This window comes from Phaeodactylibacter luteus, from assembly GCF_007993045.1.
Lineage (GTDB): Bacteria > Bacteroidota > Bacteroidia > Chitinophagales > Saprospiraceae > Phaeodactylibacter > Phaeodactylibacter luteus.
In genome coordinates this window covers 35,092-54,972 of the sequence record NZ_VOOR01000026.1, presented here as the reverse complement: position 1 = coordinate 54,972, position 19,881 = coordinate 35,092, and the positions used below count along the sequence as shown (strand labels likewise).

10 protein-coding genes are annotated in these 19,881 nt (G+C 54.5%); 6 read left to right on the top strand and 4 right to left on the bottom strand.

The window, feature by feature from the left end:
* Window positions 1-1,945: 1,945 nt before the first annotated feature.
* Together FRY97_RS13040 and FRY97_RS13035 are read right to left on the bottom strand one after the other, a co-directional pair.
* Window positions 1,946-4,288: a LamG-like jellyroll fold domain-containing protein gene (locus tag FRY97_RS13040; protein WP_147167984.1), complete on the bottom strand. Its 2,343-nt coding sequence runs from the start codon at window positions 4,286-4,288 to the stop codon at window positions 1,946-1,948.
* Window positions 4,289-4,710: 422 nt separating this feature from the next.
* A complete protein-coding gene (locus FRY97_RS13035) occupies window positions 4,711-6,159 on the bottom strand; it encodes a T9SS type A sorting domain-containing protein (protein ID WP_147167983.1) in 1,449 nt (482 codons plus the stop codon).
* Between the two features lie 402 nt (window positions 6,160-6,561).
* On the opposite strand from FRY97_RS13035, the gene FRY97_RS13030 reads away from it, so the two are divergent.
* From FRY97_RS13030 to FRY97_RS13005, 6 genes are all read left to right on the top strand, one after another.
* Window positions 6,562-7,125, top strand: coding sequence for an RNA polymerase sigma factor (locus FRY97_RS13030; RefSeq protein ID WP_147167982.1), 564 nt, complete (start codon window positions 6,562-6,564; stop codon window positions 7,123-7,125).
* Between the two features lie 3 nt (window positions 7,126-7,128).
* Window positions 7,129-7,881 carry a tetratricopeptide repeat protein gene (locus FRY97_RS13025; protein ID WP_147167981.1) on the top strand — a complete coding sequence of 251 codons (753 nt, stop codon included), beginning with the start codon at window positions 7,129-7,131 and terminating at the stop codon, window positions 7,879-7,881.
* A 286-nt stretch (window positions 7,882-8,167) separates the two neighbouring features.
* Complete coding sequence (locus FRY97_RS13020; RefSeq protein WP_147167980.1) at window positions 8,168-10,291, top strand: S8 family peptidase; 2,124 nt, start codon at window positions 8,168-8,170, stop codon at window positions 10,289-10,291.
* Window positions 10,292-10,864: 573 nt separating this feature from the next.
* Window positions 10,865-13,597, top strand: a complete 2,733-nt coding sequence (locus tag FRY97_RS13015) for a CHAT domain-containing protein (protein WP_147167979.1) — start codon at window positions 10,865-10,867, stop codon at window positions 13,595-13,597.
* Between the two features lie 201 nt (window positions 13,598-13,798).
* A complete protein-coding gene (locus FRY97_RS13010) occupies window positions 13,799-15,589 on the top strand; it encodes an ABC transporter ATP-binding protein (RefSeq protein ID WP_147167978.1) in 1,791 nt (596 codons plus the stop codon).
* Between the two features lie 191 nt (window positions 15,590-15,780).
* On the top strand, window positions 15,781-16,209 hold the full coding sequence (locus FRY97_RS13005) for a DUF3276 family protein (RefSeq protein WP_147167977.1): 429 nt from the start codon (window positions 15,781-15,783) through the stop codon (window positions 16,207-16,209).
* A gap of 79 nt (window positions 16,210-16,288) precedes the next feature.
* On the opposite strand, the gene FRY97_RS13000 is transcribed toward FRY97_RS13005, so the two are convergent.
* Both FRY97_RS13000 and FRY97_RS12995 read right to left on the bottom strand, forming a co-directional pair.
* The gene (locus FRY97_RS13000) at window positions 16,289-16,870 is read right to left on the bottom strand and encodes a hypothetical protein (protein ID WP_147167976.1); all 582 of its coding nucleotides are present in this window, start codon (window positions 16,868-16,870) and stop codon (window positions 16,289-16,291) included.
* A 717-nt stretch (window positions 16,871-17,587) separates the two neighbouring features.
* A complete protein-coding gene (locus tag FRY97_RS12995) occupies window positions 17,588-19,684 on the bottom strand; it encodes a hypothetical protein (RefSeq protein WP_147167975.1) in 2,097 nt (698 codons plus the stop codon).
* Window positions 19,685-19,881 lie beyond the last annotated feature (197 nt).

Sequence of the window (19,881 nt, the reverse complement as noted above, 5' to 3'; positions counted from 1 at the left end):
TGGAAACGGAGCTTTAGCAAAAAAATCCGCTCGTCGGATGATCCGAGTATGCCCGTAAAATCAGCTCCATTCCCCACGATAAATAGGTCATCCCCATTCCGCCTGATCCGGACACCCCCTTCGCTCGTAGAAGGGTTGCTGTCCACATCGTAGGTCAATGCAGAGCCCACGGGGTTGAGGTTGGCACCTAAAAACAACAGGAACACTTCACGGCCAGCTTGCCCTGTTACCACATACTTGGCGTTGGGCTGGCCTGGCAAAGGGGCTATCAGCTCTATGACTGAAGCGGCTTCCGCTTGCTGTACGCCTGCAGCGGTCTGTATTTCGTACTCCCGGTGCTGAAAAGAAGGCCCATTGCAGTTGTCAAACTTAGAGACCATCACCCTGCGCCTTGCGCCACCTGCTTGGGGAGGGGTGATCTTATACCCTGCCCACATCAGCTCGCCAGAGGAAAGGCTGATGAAATCATTGACATGCTCCCGCTCAAAACCCGGAGTGCTCGTAACATCTACATAGGATAGCATGCTGCCATTGGGCGCAAACTCAGCATAAAAAACATCTGAATTGCTGGCATTCCGTACCGTGCCTACCGCTGCGAAACGGGACTGTGGGTTACAGAAAGAAGGTACATTGAGCACGTGCATATTGTCCACAAAATGCCCCCCAGGGTCTACATCAGTAAAATAATTGATCTTCCCTACAGGCTGTAGCGCCCCAGAGCCATTGTCCCAAGATTTGGATACAATCTTATCATTAGGGTTGGGGCCTGCCAAAAGGTTGGTGGTTGAAAAAGTCCGGACCGTATTGCTGCCAAAAAAGCCGCCATCGGTAGTAATGGCCAGCCCGCGCTCATCGTCATCATTATCGGGCTCGGGCTGTATACCGCCGAAGGTGCAGTCTAGCCATACCGTTGGGGTGTAGGGCAGGTTTAGAAAAGTGACGTGCTGTGCATCGTTGGCGCCCAAGTTGATGGTGTACGACTGCGCGAAAGACAGCCATCCCCATTGAACCTGTTCCCGCACGGTATAGTTTCCGGGAGGCAGGTTGCCGAACTCAAATTCGCCAAAAGCATCGCTTTGGGCTGTAGCGATCACCATACCTGTAGCTTGGTCTATCAGGTCGAAGAAAAAACCTGGCCCAGCTTGGTCTGTCCCCGGGTCAAAAACACCATTTGCATTTAGGTCCAGCAGCTTCTGCCCGGTTATGGCCGCTGCGGCACAGCAAGCGCTCTGCTCATCGTTGATCACAAGCCCATTGGCACTCGTCATCAGGCCTTCTACGGCAAACCCAGTGGCCACCCCATTCGTATTCAGCAGTTCAAACTCGAAGTAGTAGCCCCCCGCAGGTAGGAATAGCGCTTGCGCAAAAGATACCCCGGTATTAAAATTACTGGTATTTGGGGCAGGGGCAAGCGCAGCAGAAAACCCCATGGGTACTCCACTGCTGTTGTAGAGGGCCAGCCCGCCGGTGTCATCAGCTTTGATATCGCCTTCCAAGACCACCTCTGCGTCCTGGCATAAACAGAAGTAACGCCGAAAACGCCAGGGCTGGGCGGGGTTAAGGTTGTTGGGCCCAAAGTTGTTTTGATTGGTCATTGACAACACCCTGGAGCCAGACAGTACGTTCCAAAACCCGTTCAACGGTGGTATGGCATAGGCGTCTGGAGGAGTGGGCACTGCAGCACCAGGTGGCACTGCGCCGGATATAGGAGGTACGTTCATCAGCCGCCAATGCGGGTCTATCTGGCCCAGGCCAATGGTAGTGCTGGCTACCGGGTCCCAGCCTGTACTGAAATTCAGTGTTCCAGTGGGGCTACAGCTGGGGTCGCACTGCGCTAATGCGCAATCTGGCCTACTTAGCCAAAAGGCAAAAATGGCCAGGAGAATAAAATTTATATTTTTCATGGTTCCTTTTTTTGGGTTCTGGCAAGCTGAGCTGGCCATATTTAGTTTTGAACACAAGGCACTACCACCTGCTCTGCTATGCCCATACAGCCAGTAGCCGGGTCTGTCACCAACACTTTGTATGCAGTGCCAGTGAGCGCAGGGGTGTGTGTGAAGTCGCAGGCACTGCTTGCAGCTCCTTGGGATACCCCATCCACAAACCACTCAAAGAGCAGCCCCGACGTGCCAGAGCAGGTATTCTCCGAAGCGCAAGCCGTAACCGTGACCGGCTCGCCCGGCGTAGCACAGGCATTTGGCGGTAGCGGGCAGCTCAGGCGGGCAATAGTCTCGCAGACATCCACGCAATGCCGGGCGCTTTCCACTACCTGGCAGCCGTTACTAGCTTCTACCCAATAACAGCCGGCCAAATTGACCGGGAGCGATGTGGGGCCTGTGGCAATGGGCAGGCCATTGTGCAGCCAAGTGTAAATGACACCTGCTTCTATGTTCTGAATGGCCAAGATTGCCGGAAGGCCTTCCACACAGACTTCTGTAGGACCGGCTACTACTGGCAATATAGGGGCAGCTTTCAGCCTCACTTCAATGATATTCCCATAGCAGGGGGCGCAGCCTGATGGGGAGGAAAGCGGCTGGCATTCGATACGGTAAAAAATAGATGTAGCACCGGAAGGCCAGAGGTGGCTGGGCAAAATATTGGTATTCTGTAAGGTATTCGACAGCCCCATGCTCGACCAGGCAGGGGAAGCCACTACCGCCGGGTCATCAAATGTGTACTGCCACTGAGGGATACAGTCGTTAAATGGATTGGCGGGGTCTATGCCAAGTGTAGCATCGTTGCCAGGGCAGATTTCATAGGCTAAATTCGGCAGGGGCGAGGCCAATTCGAGGTTGGCTGGCATGCCAATAGGCCAGCCTTCAATAATACCGCACTCAGGCTCCGGGTCTATTGTAAAGCACTTTTCGTACGTTTCTGCCTTAGCGCCGTTTGCCACCTCCGCTTCAATGCAGACCGTCCGGGGGGACGCTACCTGAGGGGCTGTGTAGGAGAAGGTGAAGGAAGATTGGCCGCTGAACGGCAGCAAAGACCGGCCAGCAACAGGGTCATCGAGATACCAATCTATGCTCACATTAGGCCCTGGAGTGCTTACAAATGGGTCAGGCGAGTTGAGGTTGACCTGAAAACTGACCGCTTCGCCCTCGCAAAAAGGGCCGCCGGGCAAAATAGCTACCGACGCAGGGCTGAGCGGACAGGTAATGCGAAGGTCGTATGCACTGCTTTCGTATGCGCAAGACAAACCGGAAACCGGATCCATCGCAGTACTGACCGCCCGGTATTTCCGGTCGATGAAACCAGCCGTGCTGCTCGCACAGTCCAACGTGAGAATGCCCGGCGGCACAGGAAAACAATAATCTTGGAACACTGGCCCGGCAAGCGGCAGCCAAGTGGCCCCGCCATCATCCGAGTATTGCCAGGCTACTGTTACATTGCTGTATGGGCCAGGCACCGCCCCCTGATCGTCCAGGCAAAATTGGGCGGGGTCTCCGCTGCAGATATCAGATAACAGGCCAGCCTGATAGGGGTAGTCCCGGATTTCAAGGTCAAGCCCATGCAGTGCAGGGTAGGCCAAAGGGGCTGTAGAGCCAACAAAATTGCTGCTATTGCCCGTCAGCGAAATAGGGCTATCGCCACCTATATAAATAATCCCATCATTGCCGTTGGGGCTGCGGTCTGCTACTTGGGCAAGAGCCGTATTATTGCCACCGGGCGCTGTTTCGTTGAAATCCCAATAAGCAATAAGCCCTGCCTCCTGGCCAGATAGCGGGCAGTTGAGGCGGTTACAAAGATCAGCGGCAGATACGGCTGTGCCCCATAGACGCAGTTCATCCAGCTGCCCTTCCCATTCCTGTGGAGGGGTAGTGGCTCCGCCAGTCCAGGCCCCTAATCGGAATTCCTGCAGGTTTGGGTTGCCGGTAACCGGGATGGAACCGACCGAAACACAGTCCAAGAAGACTTCTATCTGCCCTCCACTACGGACAATTGCCAAGTGGTGCCAAGCGTTGGGGACAATGGTGGCCAGGTTGGATAATATACTGCTCTGAGCGGGGATGCCCAGGAAGTAGCGCAGATCCGTACCCCGCGTGCCAAACTCAATGCGGGTGCCTACGCTGCCCAAGCTGAACAACCGGTGGAAGTCATTGTCCGTCACATTGGCCTGAAACCAGGTTTCGACGGTAAACGCAGCGGGGTTGCCAGCCAGCGGCGTACTTCCAAGGGGCAAGCGGACCCAATCGTCGTTGCCATCGCAGTGCAAGGCAACATGCTGGGCTGCAGCGGGCCACGCCAACAGCCATAGCCCTGCCATCAGGGCGATCAATGCTTTCATAATGTTGAGGTTTTGGGGTTAAACAGCCTGGAGATGGCTGCCATTGGTTCAGAAACGGCCGTTGCTCCTGCAACAGCGTGTAGATGGTTCATCGTCTGGGGTGGTTTAACCTGGAAAAATGATATTATCACCTGCATATAGCAGTGAGGGCTGCATCCTTACCCTGAGCCGGGCTTTTTTCTGCCCTGCTCAAGCAGCCCTTTCATTTGGCTTGCTGCACCAGGCCAGTACAGTGGGGCAATGAGCTGTCCTCAGGGGCCTGCCCCTGCCGCAAGGATGTGCCCGCGGGCAGGTGCCGCTATGCTGCGGGGCTCGCTGCCCGCTCGGCCCTACCGGGCTTATACCCCTCCGCAGCGCTAGGCCGATGCCATCATGGAGCTAAAATTTTGATTGCCCACCGTTTAGGCCCTGTCTCATCAAGCTTATTCAACAATTAGCAGCTCTACGCCCCGCTTGCCTTCAGCATCGACCACTACCCAGTAAGCCCCTTTAAGGCCAGCAAGTTCAAAGCGAAGGCTTTCGCCCCCCTTACCATGCGCTTGAAAGACGACCCGGCCGGCCTCATCAGCCAGCGAGGCCACAAACGGCCCTACTGATTCCGGGACATCCACTACCAGCCAATCCGTAGCAGGATTGGGGTAAATGCTACAGTTCAAAAAGGTAGCGTGCTTTACGGCAGACACCGTGCTCCAGTTGAATACCTGAACAGCTTCCTCCTCAACGGCCAAAGCCGCAACGGTGCCATTGGCATCCATAGCTATGGCCTGCCCCGCTCTTGAGTTTATCATGGCCCCTACCACAGCAGTGCCACGGGCTTCCCAGCTGCTGCCGTTCCACTCAAATGCAGCTCCGGCGCCCCGGCTGCTGCTCTGCCGCGGTGCGCCTGCAAAAACAATATTGCCATCCCAGGAGATCTTCACATCGGTGCCAAACTCATCATAGGCGTCCAATCCATATATCGTGCCCCCTTTTTGCGACCAGCCGGCGCCGGGCACATATTCAAATACTTCAACGCCGCCGCGTATGCTATTGCTCTCGTCTCTTAGCTTAGGAGCCCCTACAGCTAAGGCATTGCCCAAGTAATTGAGGTCTACCGCAAGGCCATAATCCCGGTATTTCAGGCTATCCAATACCGGGCTGCCCATAGGGGCCCACGTGCTGCCGTTCCATTCATAAGCATAAACAGAGCCTACCTCTTCTGAAAGCCCCGCTTTATTTGGAGAGCCAAAGGCTATACGGTTGCCATCATCGCTGAGGGCAGTAGAATAAGGGTTGAAATCGCCTTGAGGGCTAAAGCCTGGCCCCAGCAATTGCCAATTTGTGCCATCCCACTCATACACCACATCTGTGCCAGACAAGCAGGTGGCTGATACCCGGCTGCCCGTAGCATTTAGCGCAATATCCCAGCCAAACTCAAAGCCGCCAAGTGTTTCAATGTCGGCCCCTCTTTGCTGCCAGGCACCGCCCTGCCATTCGAAAACCCGGATTTTGCCCCATTCCCCTGTGGGGTTATCGAAAAAAGGAAGGCTCGCCGCGATGACGCTTCCGTCATTGTTTACTGCCACAGCATAGCCCATTCGGTCGCTATCTACAGATCCAGACAGCTCTGCCCCAAACTGCTGCCACGCTTCTTCCCCCGGAGGCTTTCTGTACACAAAGACCGCTCCAGGGCGGTCGGTGCCCACTTGATGGAAAGGCGCGCCAACAACAAGGGTTTCTCCATCTGCGCTGAGCGCCAGATCGTAGCCAAAGCCATTACCGGGCTGCCCTGATTGGATCAGGGCGGTAAAGGGCTGCCAATCGGCTTGGGCCCAAAGCCCTGCGAAAGGCAATAAAAGTAAAAAAACAGCTAGTTTAATACGGTTCATCATTCTTGGTTTTGGTTTTCTAAAAAGCCGGGCACCTTACGGCCCTGCACTCCCGAAGCACCTGCCTGGAGCTCTTCTACTTTGAAAATCAATGTTTTATACCCACCTACTGTGCCAGCGGGGCCCTGCCGAAGCCGCCAAACTTGGGCCTAGCAGGCTAAAGGGAAATTTAGCGAGCAAGCCCTGTTCATAAAGCATTGATCTGCAATAGGAGCGAACTCCAAACATGCGCTCAGCCTGCTGTGGCAATAGCCCTGTTAAACAGTAGGCCTGCCACCAATCAGGATATTCGTAAGCGCAAAGCTTGGCATAAGGCGCGCCAATCTTATCTGTATTGCAGCCCGATAGGATTTCTTACCACTCCTACCTACGTTTTCTGTTCAGAACGATTATCTTTATACTACGATGAACCAACACCCCGACCACCAATACCTGCTCGCGTTCCGCGCTGGCGACTACTCCAAACTAGAGGAGCTATACGGCAGTCAAGCCCGTACTGTAGCCAGCTGGGTGGTGCAGAACAGTGGGAGCATAGCGGATGCAGAAGATGTTTTCCAAGAGGGGGTGATAGCGCTCTGCCAAAAAGCACAGGACGAAAGTTTTGTCCTGACCTGCCCTATCGGGGCACTGCTGTTCAGTATTTGCAGGAACAAATGGCTGAACCGCCTACGGAAAAATAACCGGGAGGCAGAGGTAAGAAAAGCGCAGGCCGTGCAATTGCCACATGAGAACATCGTTCAAAACGATTTGGAAGCTGTGGAAGAAGAAGCCATCCGGCAACAAAAGCTGGATAAGGCCTTCCAACAGCTCAGCCCATTATGCCAAAAGCTCCTCCGCTTGCTGAGCGCCGGAGCCACTTCTCAGGAAGTAGCCGAGGCCCTTGAGATGACTAACGCCAACACCGTGTACCGGAGGAAAAACGCCTGCATTGAACGATGGCGACATTTGTTCCAATCAGCAAAGATTTAGCCTATGCAAGCGGATGACTACCTACTTATCGAACAATACTTGGACGGCACCCTGGCAGAAAGGGAAAAAACAGCCTTCGCCGAACGGCTTGCTACAGAACCGGACCTTGCTGCAGCACTTAGGGAAAGGGAAGCCATGCAGCGCTACCTGAAATTTGAAAGCCAAAAGGATGCACTTGCCGCTCAAATGGGCCTGCTGGGAAAGCAATATTTCGGCGGTGATAGCCTAGAGCACGGCAATGCCCCCTCTGAGGCTAAAGTCCGCCCAATAGGGCAGCGGTGGTGGGTAGCCGCCCTTGCTGCAGCCGCCGTTATTGCATTGGTTTTGCTCGTTTTCAACCCATTCGCCCCCAAGTCCGGGCAGCAGCTTTACGCTGAATACGCCACGCACGAGCCCATTTCCTTAACCGAGCGCAGCAATGAAGCCCCTGCTCTGGCAGCAGCAGAAACGGCATTCAACCAGGGAGATTACGAACGGGCCTACGCTTTGTTGAAGGAGGTGCCCGGCTCGCCTCAGTCCCAATTTGCACAAGCCATTTGCGCGATGGAGACCGAGCGGACTGCAGAAGCCCGCAGCCTCTTCCAAGAGCTGGCCAACGGCTCTTCTGTTTACAAAAACTATGGGCATTGGTACTTGGCGCTCAGCTACCTGAAAACAGAGGGATATGAACAAGCGCGCGCTGCCCTTGCCGAAATCCCCAAAGAAGACGATTACCTCTTTACCCGTGCACAAGAGCTGCTGAAAGCGCTGCCTTAGCGCCAGTCAGCTGCTGCGCCTTCACCTTTTTTCTATACCCCTACGAGCGAACGGTTCGCTGCCCTAGTGCCTTAAGTCATAAATCTCTGATACTTAAGTTGAAGTTATTTTCCGGCTAATCAAGGCTAAGGTTCGCGACTTTAGCCCGAGCTAAAGGAGCGGTTCTTTAACGAAGAGTAGACGGAAAATAACGAAACTTGGGGTGTCAAGGATTTATGGCTTAAGGCACTAGGTGCTGCAACAAGCAGCCTGGACAGCCCCTTTCGTTCAAAAAACCAAAAACACCATGAAGCATCGCCTGATGTTATTCTTTGCCTTTTGCTGGGCAGCCACTGCCTGGGGGCAAGCCCCTTTGGCATCGTTTACCTTTGACAGCCAGTCTCAAGCCGACACCTGGCTGGATATCCCCAACAACAGCTGGTTCTTCACAGCAGACGGCACGGCCGAATCGCTAGACCCTACCCTCTGGAACGGCCGCCCCCCTATCGGTTCCGATTCTGGGGGCGGGGCCTTGGCTATAGGCCAAGGCTTTGACCGGGCGGCCTCCCCTGCCATCAACCTGTCGGGGCACAATACGGTCTACCTTAAGTTCAATCAGTACTACCGGCACCTCCAAGCCATTCTATTCGTGACTGTGACCAACCTCTCTACCGGGAGTGCTCAGTCTTTCAATATCAACCAAGGGCTACAGCCTCAGGTGGAGACCAGCCCGAACGATGTACAGGTCATCGATATCACAACTATAGCAGCCAATAGCAACATTCAGCTTGAATTTGTCTACGAGGGCAATGGCTACTTTTGGATTATTGATGATGTAGAGCTGCACGCATCTTTCCCCTATCCAGAAACCAACCCGATCCACTACGGGGATACGCTCGCTGCCTTGGGCTACCCTTTTCAGACGGATTCTCTGGACTGGCCCTATTTTACCCGGGAAGTCGTGGCACAATTCGTTCCTGGCACGCCCGATACCACTAAAATACGCCTGCGCAACCAATACGGAGCAGTGCTAAAGGACTCTTGCGTCTGCAACCAGCTAGAGCTCTGGACATTGGGCGACAGCCTTGCTTTTGACGCCAATGGCAACCCTGTGCCGAACGGGCCTAGCATCGGGATTCTTGAGCGGGTGAAAGGGGCTACGGCCGAAGTCCCGCTGCAAGGAGTTGACCCCAACTATGTCACCATCTCGCAGCTGCTCGATCAGGCCCCTGCCGAAAATATGCCCCTGACCGATCAAGACCTGAATGGCATCCCCCCTGCCCCCGCCGATGCCGTGCGTATCGCCGTTATCGATACCGGGGTAGACTATCAGCACGAAGGCCTGGGCGGTTACATCTTCCGCAAACCGGATGAGCTGAATGAAGGGGACGACGACGACAACTGCTACCCTGATGACCCTATTGGAGTGGACTTCTCTACTACCCTGCTCCCACGCAACAACCCCATGGACAACCACGGGCACGGCACCCATGTGGCCGGGATCATTGCCCGTACTTTGGATACCGCCTCCTGTGCCGGTTGCAACTTCCATATCCTGCCCTATAAATCTCACGATAGCCGTGGGGTATCTTCTCTTTTCCAAGTAGCCTGCGCCACCTATCAGGCACTGGAAGACGGCGCACAGGTCATCAACGACAGTTGGGGCTTCTACGGTAGCTCAAGCACAATCTTGCGCAATGCCGTAGACGACGCAGCAGCCCAACAAACGCTTATCGTATCTGCGGCAGGGAACGACAGCCTCAACCTCGACACTCTTGCCCTTTACCCTGCCTGTTTCGATGCGCCCAACCAAATCGCTGTAGGCGCTTGGGAATGGATGCCCGAAGGGGAGACAGACTCTGTTTGCACCCGCTCCATATTTTCTAACTTCAGCCCTGGATTGGTCGATATTGCTGCGCCAGGAAGGGATATCGACAGCTATCTGCCTATGGGCATGACCGGGCTGAAATCGGGCACCTCTATGAGCACCCCCCAAGTGGCTGCTGCGGCCGCGCTCATCTACTGCGCTATGGGCCCTGCCGCAGACGCCCAGGCTGTACGGGGTATTATCTTGGACAACGCTATGCCCGTCTCTGCCTTAGCCCCTTTTGCCGCCAACGGCCGAAAACTGGACATGCCCCAAATCTGCCTGGTCGGCCAGCAAGAAACGGACGTGCCGGAGCTTCAGCTCCGCGCTTATCCCAACCCGGCACAGGCCATGGTATACCTCGAGGCTGGGCCTGCAAAAGAAGCAGGAGAAATCTTCCTTTTTGACGCTTTCGGCCGGGTGGTGGCCCGCAGCCTGCTGCTGCCTGGCAATGCCACTACCACCGAGCAGTTTGACTTATCGGGCTTGCCCGCAGGGCTTTACGTGCTCAGCGTGCAGCTGCCCGGCCAGCGCTGGTCTGCCCGGATCATCAAAACACAATAAGCTTGATGCGCTGGGCCCGTGCCGTAGGGAAAAGGAGCTGTTCTCAATCACGCGCCGGCCCGGCGCATCAAGTCTATTGTCCACCACGCAGTAGACACGCAGAGAAATCTTGGTTTGCCAAGGTATAATTTAGCTATTTCCGGAGCTTCTGCTGTGCTCAGTGCGAGAAGCCCCGGCCCATGATTTGGCAAACCCATGGATTCGGAGTATTTTGATCAGGCACCTATTGGACGCTGTGGGCGTAAACCCAAATGCCGATTGCGTCTATTTATAGCCTAGCGTTGGCCTAGCGCTGCGGAGGGGTGGCTGAAGGCCAGACCCGACGCCTGCAGGGCGAGGGGCCGAGCGGGCAGCGAGCCCCGTAGCATAGCGGCACCTGCCCTCACGGCAGGGGCAGGCCCCATCACATTGTGCGGGGGCAGGAAAAAAACGACAATCTGGTTTGCGCCCGACGCTGTAGCGTTAGCCCCCTGTGCTGCTGCTCCGTTTTAGATAGCACCTAAGCCCAAAAAACGAGTACAGCATGGCCGCCCAGCTTTATGCCCGGCCCGTTGTCAACCAAAAGAAGCGTGCATGAAACGTCACCTAATCTGGGCTTTAGCCTGCCTGCCTGCCTTGGCACTTCCCGGCCCTGCATGGGCACAGCTTTGCCCCCGGTTAACCATTGCGCAGGCACTGGAGCGCCTCCCTATGGAAGCCCAGCTAAGCTATGCAGACTCTGTGGAGCAGTGCCCGAGTTTCAGCCCCGAAGAAAAAGGGCTGCTCATGCACGAGATGGGGAAAAAAGCTTATGGGGCAGGGGAAGCCGGCCAAGCGATCGAGTGGACCAAGCGGGCGATCGAATACCGCCGGGAAGCCAGCAAAGGCCAGGCTGATGAAGACCTGGGCAGCTCCCTTTTCAACTTGGGCTTCTTTTATGATAAAGCCGAAAACTATCCTGCCGCCATGGAAGCTTTAGAGGCTTCCGCCCAAATACAGGGCAAGCTGGGCAAGCGCAACAAGTACCGCAACACCCTGATCAAGCTCGCTGGGGTCTGCATCGATGCCGGCGACTATCAGCGGGCGGCTCGGCAATTGGAGTTTGTGATAGAAGATACACAGCCTGGGGAAGAAGGGTCCCAAGCAGCGGCAGCCATCAATTTGGGGCTTGCCTACAGTGAGCTGCAGTCGTATGAACAAGCCATCCCACCTTTGCAGATGGCGCGGGCCTATTATCAGGGCAGCGGAGGCATCAACGAAGCCAGCTCCCTGCTCAATCTCGGAAAGGCCTACTATGAGCAGGGCGGCTACAGCCAAGCTGCACAGGAAGCACGGCAGGCCCTGCAAAAGCTGGAAGCGCTTGAAGACTGGCCTGCAGCGGCCAAAGCAGGCAACTTGTGCGGGCTTGCCACAATACGGCAGGGCTCCGGCAAAGAAGCACTGCAGTACCTGAAACAGGCACTTGGCCATGCCACTCGCTCGGGCAAACCGGTAAGCATAGCACAGGCCTACAACACCCTTGGGGTCTGGGAAAAAAACTACGGTACGCCGCTTGGGGCCAATCAAGCCTTTGAAGCGGCAGTGGCCACCCTCGCCCCGCTTCTGCTGCACCATGCACAGCTTACGCCTGAGGTACAACAGCAGCTTGCTGCATCTGGAGCTCCCGTCGATCTGGCAGTCTATCTCTATGATTATGCGGAAGCCCTGAGCCAAGATCGGCAGCAACTGGAACGGGCCCTGTCTTTCTTGCTTGCCGCCGACTATCTTGCCGATGAAATGCGCTTCCGGGTATCTGATGAAACTACAAAACTCTTTTGGCGAAAGGAAGCCCTCAGGCTGTATGAGCTTGGCCTCAAAGTCTGCTTTGAACTGAATGACCCCGAGACGGGCTTCTACTTTATGGAGAAGAGCAAAGCGGCTGTCCTGCAAGATGCCTTGGCACGCTCGCGAGAAGCCCAAAGGCTCCCTGCAGGCCTGCTCAAACGGGAGCTGAAGCTAGAGCAAGGGATTGCCCAAAAACAGAAAGAGGCCAAATCCCTTTCCGGGCAGCAAAAGGCCGCCCTTCTACAGTCCGCATTACAACAAGAAACCGCCTTGCAACAGCTCAAGGACACCATCAGCCAACAGTACCCACAGTATGAACAATGGACAGACAGCCAACGGCCGCCCTCTTTGAGCGAGCTACAACAACAGTATCTCCGCCCGGAAGATGGTATCTTGGTCCACTTCCTATATGGCACAAAACGCCTTTATGCCCTTGCGGCCAGCCCCACTTCAGCGTCTATACACGACTTGGGCGAGCTCGGCACTATCCAACCGGCAATAGCTAACTTTTCCCGCTATTTTGCGCAAAGCAGCCAAATTGCCAATGACCCCGAAGGGTATCAGGAGGCTGCCTACCGCCTATTCCAAAAGCTGCTTGGCCCAGTACCCCTAAACGGGGAGCCCCTGATCACCATTATACCCTCTGGGCCACTCTCCTACCTGCCATTCGACGCACTGATCACAGCCCCCGGCAGCAGAGCGCTGCCCAATGCCCCCTACCTGGCCAAGACTCATATCATCAGGTACGGCTTTTCCGGCGCGCTATTGATGCGGAAGCCTACAATAATGCCCGAGGGCAAGTTTTATGTAGGCACCCCTTTTAGCCGAAAAGCAAAAGGGGAATGGGCAGCACTTCCTCATACCGCCGCCGAAGCAGAAGCCATTGCACGCCAATACCCCGCTCTGCGGGCAGACGGGCAGCAGGCCTGCTATCTATGGCTGAAGGAGGCCCTGCCGGATGCACAAATCCTCCATCTTGCGACGCATACAGCCTCTAGCCCTACCGGCGGAGAGCCCTACTTTGCCCTAGCAGACACCCTCGTCACCCTAAGCCAGCTTTACCAGCTGCGCACTTCCTCCAAGCTGGTTGTCCTGAGCGCCTGCCAAAGCCAGGTAGGCGCCCTTGCACAGGGAGAGGGCGTGCTCGGGCTAGGGCGCGGTTTCGTGTACGCAGGCGCTCACAGTGTCCTGGCCAGCCTTTGGAACCTGAACGACCAAAGCACTAGCCTCATTATCGCCCGCTTTTATAAGGAGCTGGCTCGGGGCCAGGATCTTGCCCGGGCGCTATCCTCTGCCAAGCGGGGCTACCTGGAAGACAACAGCATTCCTGGCTTCAAGAAATCGCCCTACTACTGGGCTGGCCTTACCCCTTACGGAAAAGCTGTAGCCCCGCCACCTGCAGGTTTGCCATGGCTGCCTATTGCGGGTGCAGGTGCGGCTTTATTCGGAGTGCTGGCTTTGAGCAGAAAACGATGGCTAAACACTAAAGATGAAGCAGAATAGGCCCGAGAGGTCAACCAATCTATGGCACATGGGTTTTAAGAAAGTGCAAAACGGCTGTGGAATGGCTTGAGCTTCCCGCTCAACCCCCTCCCCTACAGGCATTTCCTGCATGAAAAAATCTGGCTGCGCCCAAACCTTTCCGGAAGCGGTTTAATTTTGTGAAAGGATATTTTTCCTGAACCTGACTGAAGCGACCCACACGTGAAGCAACTCGCCTATCTGAATAAGTTCTTTTTCCGGTACAAGGGGCACCTTTTACTCGGGATCCTCTTTGTGTCCCTGTCCAACTACTTCCGGGTGCTGCAGCCCCAAATGATCCGGGAAGCCCTTGACCTTGTCGTTGAGAACATCGGTTTGTACGGTATGCTGAACGGATTTGACCTTCAGCCAGAGCTTTACAGCATCTTGGGGCAATCGCTGCTTTTCTTTGGGGTTTTGGTGCTGATCTTAGCACTGCTGATGGGCATTTTCATGTACTTTATGAGGCAGACGATCATCGTCATGTCCCGCTTGATCGAGTATGATATGCGCAAGGAGATTTTTGCGCAGTACGAAGCCCTCAGCCTTTCTTTCTACAAGCGGAACAATACCGGGGATATGATGTCCCGTATTACAGAAGATGTTTCCAAAGTGAGGATGTACCTCGGCCCGGCAGTGCTTTATGGCATCAACCTCGTGTCTCTTTTCATCCTGGTCATTTACTCTATGGTCAGTGTGAGCTTAGAGCTCACGCTGTACTCTCTGGCCCCTTTGCCCATACTGTCTGTGTCCATCTATTATGTCAGCAACCTCATCAACCGCAAAAGCGAGGTCATTCAGCGGCAGCTGGCCCGGCTCAACACCAATGCCCAGGAAATTTATTCTGGCATCCGGGTGGTCAAATCTTATGTACAGGAGAAGCCTATGCTCCGCTTTTTCAAAAAAGAGAGCGACATTTACCGGGACAAAGCCCTGGGCCTGGCCAGGGTAGATGCTTTTTTCTACCCCCTCATGATCCTGCTGATCGGGGCCAGCACGGTCATCACGGTATATGTGGGCGGGCTCAAGGTGGTCAGTGGAGCGATTACCCCAGGCAATATCGCAGAGTTCGTCATCTATGTGAATATGCTTACCTGGCCCGTAACGGCTATCGGATGGATCGCTTCGATCATCCAACAGGCAGCAGCTTCTCAGAAACGGATCAACGAATTCTTGCAACTCGAACCCGAAATCGCCAATCTGGGCACACCGGGCGAGCCTATCCGTGGCAGCATTGAGTTCGATCAGGTCTCCTTCACCTATCCGGATACCGGTACGCAAGCGCTCAAGGACGTTTCCTTCGCGCTGAAGCCAGGGCAGAAAATGGCCATTATTGGGAAAACAGGCTCCGGCAAGACCACTATCGCCGACCTCTTGGTGCGCATGTACGATGCAAGCTCGGGCAAAGTCCGAGTAGACGGCAAGGATATACGAGACCACGACCTGTATCAGCTGCGCCGGGCGGTGGGCTACGTACCTCAGGACGTTTTCCTCTTTTCTGATACCATCGCCAGCAATATCGCTTTTGGGCGGCGGGATGCTGAAGAGGAGGAAGTCAGGCAGTATGCCAGGTATGCTGCTGTATATGACGACATCATGGACTTGCCCAATGGGTTTGAGACTATGGTGGGCGAAAGAGGGGTCACGCTTTCCGGCGGACAAAAACAACGGGTCTCTATTGCTCGGGCTTTCCTCAAACAGCCAGATATTGTACTTCTGGACGACTGCCTCTCAGCTGTAGATACCAAAACAGAACAGCAGATTCTGGGCTATTTGTCTGGCGCTCTTGCGGATAAGACCGCCATCATCATTACACACCGGATCTATTCGCTATTGGAGTTTGACCAGATCCTGGTATTGGAAGATGGGCAGATTGCAGAAATGGGCACGCACGAAGAGCTCTTACAGAAAGGAGGATATTATGCAGATTTGGTTGAAAAGCAGCGCTTGGAAGAGGTCACTACTGAAGAATAAGCTGACCTACTTTCATTTGCCCCCTGCCAAGCCTGCTGTTTTTTAATTACTGTTTTGCGCAGCTTTTTGAAATAAGCTGTAAATCTTTACATTTGCAGGGTGAATTTTCTTTTGCAGAGCACCTGTCGCCATAGGATATGAGCTTTCACAGGCCAGCTTAGTCGGACATTGACCATAAAACCTTGTTTAGCGTGGAAAAAGGGCATAACCCAAGGAAGTTTGAAAGTGAGTACTCCCTGAAAATGAAAGCTGGAAAACGCCGGACTTATTTCTTTGATGTCAGGCGTACCAAGGGAGACGATTTCTACCTCACCCTTACGGAGAGCACCCGGAAATTCAACGGGGAAGGCCAAGAACGGCACAAGATTTTTATCTACAAAGAAGACTTCAATCGTTTCCTCGAACACTTGGAAGAAGCCATCAACCATGTGAAGGAGAACCTTATGCCCGACTACGATTACGACGAATATACCCGCAGGCACGAAGAGTACGAAGCCAACAGCTTCGCAGAGCCTGAAGAAGAGGAAGAAGAGTACAATTACAACCGCCCTGACACGCCTTCTGTCAACCCCCGTGCTTATGGCAAGGGGCCCAGGTCTGCCGATGATATGACTTGGTAGCTGCCTGTCATACTGACAATGCGTTGCAACGGCTCCCCTATCCCCTCTTTGCGGCCTCCCGGCAGGCAGATTGGTGCATCTATCTGCGTTTGGGGAGCTTGCCGATACGCATGCTCGCGCCCATAGTGAGCACAGATGCACCGAGCCCAAGCTCTAAATAGCCGCCAACCCTGGGATTGAAGTCATAACGCGCGCCTAAAAAGGCGGTATAAAGCGGGTTCACAGCCTGCTGATCTATACCGCGCTCTTCCCTCAGCTTTTCTACCTCCCCCTCTATCATGGCTATCCGTGTCATCGTCAGCCCAGCCAACATGCCGCCATAAACCTGCCAGCGCTCAGCTAGCATCCGGCTCTGCCCGCTGAACCGGAGCGCAACCACAGTGAAGTGGTTGTCCCATTGAGCCTGAAAGCCAGGACGGAACTGCTGCAGCCCCGACTCAGTCACAGAATGTGCTGCACTCAGCCCGAGGCTGAAGTGACGGGAAAGGTGGCAATCCACCCCTGCAGTGAGCGGGATGAATTTCATTTTGCTATGATCTTTGAGATAGGTGGGGAAAAGCCCCATGCCAGCATAGGCACGAACGTGCGGCTTGAAGGGCTGTGCGGAAACCGACGTAAAAACTGCCAGGCTTATCCAAAGCAAAAGGATATAAGTTTTCATACTAATGGGTTTTAGGTGGGGCATCCCTGTTAAGGGGCCTCGGGATTAGGTGTTGGGGCTGTTTGATTTCGCAGGCACCATACTTTTTGTCCGATGTGCTAGCAGTAAAACGATGATGACTTCCTGCTAACCCTTGGCTTTTGACAAAACTTCAACCAACACTGCAATTTTATAAGAATAGACGAACAAAATCCAGTACACGTTGGGCTCTTAAACAAAAAATAACATTTGGGCAATCTATATGACGAATAGCACGTGCACCATAGACTTGAGGCACCGGGCCAGTATCGTTGGGAAAATGTACCCTTTTCAACCACGCGCCGGCTTTTTCCAAGAGCTTATCCTAAGCGAAGTAGCTCGAAAAAGGCATAGCATGGGAAAGAGAGCGGCCTTTAACCCTACAATGCCCCACGCGCATGAAGTCTAATGTAAAAACAAACGCCCCTCCAGTCAAACCCAGAGTGGCGCATAAATCAGCTTCCTAATGTTGCAGCCCACTGTTTTTGGGCGCAAACCGAATTATTGCTCTTTTTGGCCTGCCCCCTCCGTAAGGATAGGGGCCTGCCCCTGCCAGCGGGCAGGTGCCGCTATGCTACGGGGCTCGCTCTTCGCTCGGCCCTACCGGGCTTCCCACCCCTTCGCAGCGCTAGGCCGATGCCTGTGCAAAGGCAAGAAGGCCCAAACGCCCCACTTTGGCGGGCAGCGCGCATCCCTTTCCTAGTAAGCCCCCTTGTAGCGGCGGATGGCCCATTCAGCCCCGAGCAGCAGCAGAATGAGCCCGAACAGCCACTTAAAGTTTAGGGCAGGATGGGTAAGAGCTGTCTCGTAAATCACCGGCTTTACGGTTTCCCGGGAACGGATTTTTTCAGGCAGCCCTGCTATCCCATCCGGGTACAAGAGCTCCCCTCCATACTTCTCGCTCAACAGAGCCAATGCGCCGTGGTCAGCAGTGGTCTCAAAGCTCTCCAGTTGTACCGGCTGAATACTGAAGCGGCCTTGGTATTCGAACCGCTCCCCGCCAAAGGAAGTTGTAGCCAGGAAATTATAATTGCCCACAGGGAGCACCCCCGCATTCAAGCGGTAAGTGCTGCCAGAGCGGTTGAAGGTGAAATCATAGGACTTCCCCCCTTCCTCTTCAACTGTCAGCGCTGCCTCCGGCTCGTTGATCAACTCGAAGCTGCGGTTGTACAACTCTGCATCAAAGGCTACCGGCTCGTTCTCATCAAAGATATTCTCCGGCAGGTTCACTCTGAACCGGCGCTTGTCATCTTTTACGCTCAGGTACTGCACCATTTTGCCGATCAGCTCGTCAAACAAATCATGGTTCTGGTGCTGCAGGTAGTCAAAAAGCCGCCATTTCCATACACCCTCTGCACAGAGCACCCCCTTTTTGACCCCATTTTCCTCCCCCATTGCCAGAAGCGGGTAGTCGGTATCGATTTTGCCGATGCGCTGCAGCAAGAGCGGGGCCCCCGCAGCACCTGGGGTAAACTCCCCGAAAACTGCTGTAAGGGGCGAAAACCCAGGGAGCGCACTGCGCAGCTCATCGCTGATCTTGAACAAGCCGAAGCCATCTGCCCAATAGCCCTGAACCTGATTGACCGATCCCCCCCGGTTGTTTATAGACACCAGGCCCTGCCGTTCGTTGAAGCGGCTGAAGTTGACTTGTGAGCCAGCCACGAACAAGTGGGGGATGCTCTTTTCCTGCAAACTTTGAAATATAGGCCCCAAGTCAAACCGGGCACTGGGCAGATTGTGCAAAACCACAAAATCAAAAGCTTCTATGCGTTCTGAAAAATCATTGGCATAAGCCGTCGTCACTTCGTAGTTTTTATTGCCCACCAAAGCCTGTTTAAAAGCGGTGACATCTGGGTGGGGCGCATTCGCCAGCACTAATATCTTCTGCCGGGCATCCAGCACGTCTATGAAAATCTCCTGCCGGTTGTTCACAGGGTTGGACTCCCCCTCTATCCGTGCCAGCTCAACCCGGTAGCGCTGCACCCCGGCGGCAGGGGCATCCAAAATAAACTCCCGGGTTTCAAAAAAGCGGTTGCTGTTTACAACCACAGCCTCTTCCTTAAGCAGGCGCTGCCCGCCCTCGCTCACCTGATAGACACGAAGCGTAGACCGTGCGCCATTAGCGTTTTCTGCAAGTACATCCACTTGTATGCTGAAGCGGTCGCCCAGATAAACAATGCGATTGTGAAAAACCCGCTTTACCAGCAAATCCCGTTGAGGGGTAGTATCTCCAAGGGCCACACTGTAGAGCGGAGCATTAAGCCCAGAAACCGCATACAATGGGTTGCTGCCTTTGTTGTAGATGCCATCGGAAGCCAAAACGACCGCGCCCAGGTTCTGCCCACTGTACAAGCTGTAAATGCCTGCGAGGGCCTCAGCTATGTCTGTCTCTTTATCGGAGAAAGCCGTATCCAAACCGGGCCTGACGCCCTCCCCAAAAGAATAAGGCTTGACCTCAAAGTCTTCCGACAAGCCTTCAGCAAGGCGCTCCCAACGCTCCAGAAAGCTGGATTTTTCATCGCCCAGTGCATTCCCTACCGATTCAGAAGCATCCCGGGCCAGCACGATGACCGGCTTTTGCACCTCAGTGGCTATACGCCGGAGCAAGGGCTCGAGCAAAAGCACCGCAATGAGGCTGACCGCCAAAAAGCGGAGTACGGCCAACCCCAGCCGCAGGCGCGCCGGCTGATCCTTCAACGCCCCCGGGCGGAGGTACAATAAGGCAGCATATAGGGCTCCGCACGCCAGGCACAGGAGCAAGTACCAAGCTGGATATTGAAAACTGATATTGTCCATTCAGGTATTTGATTTTGCAGGCCTGCCGGGCAGCAAAGGCCGCCCCCGGCAAAACACACAATAATAACGGATTTTTGCCCAAGCCTCCCCCTGCCTGTGTTAGTATTTTGTTAAAGCCATAGGCTTGCATCACAATCTGCAGGCATTTGGATTTAATTATAGGGCTTGGCGAAAGGCTGACGGGGCAGCTGTCTGCA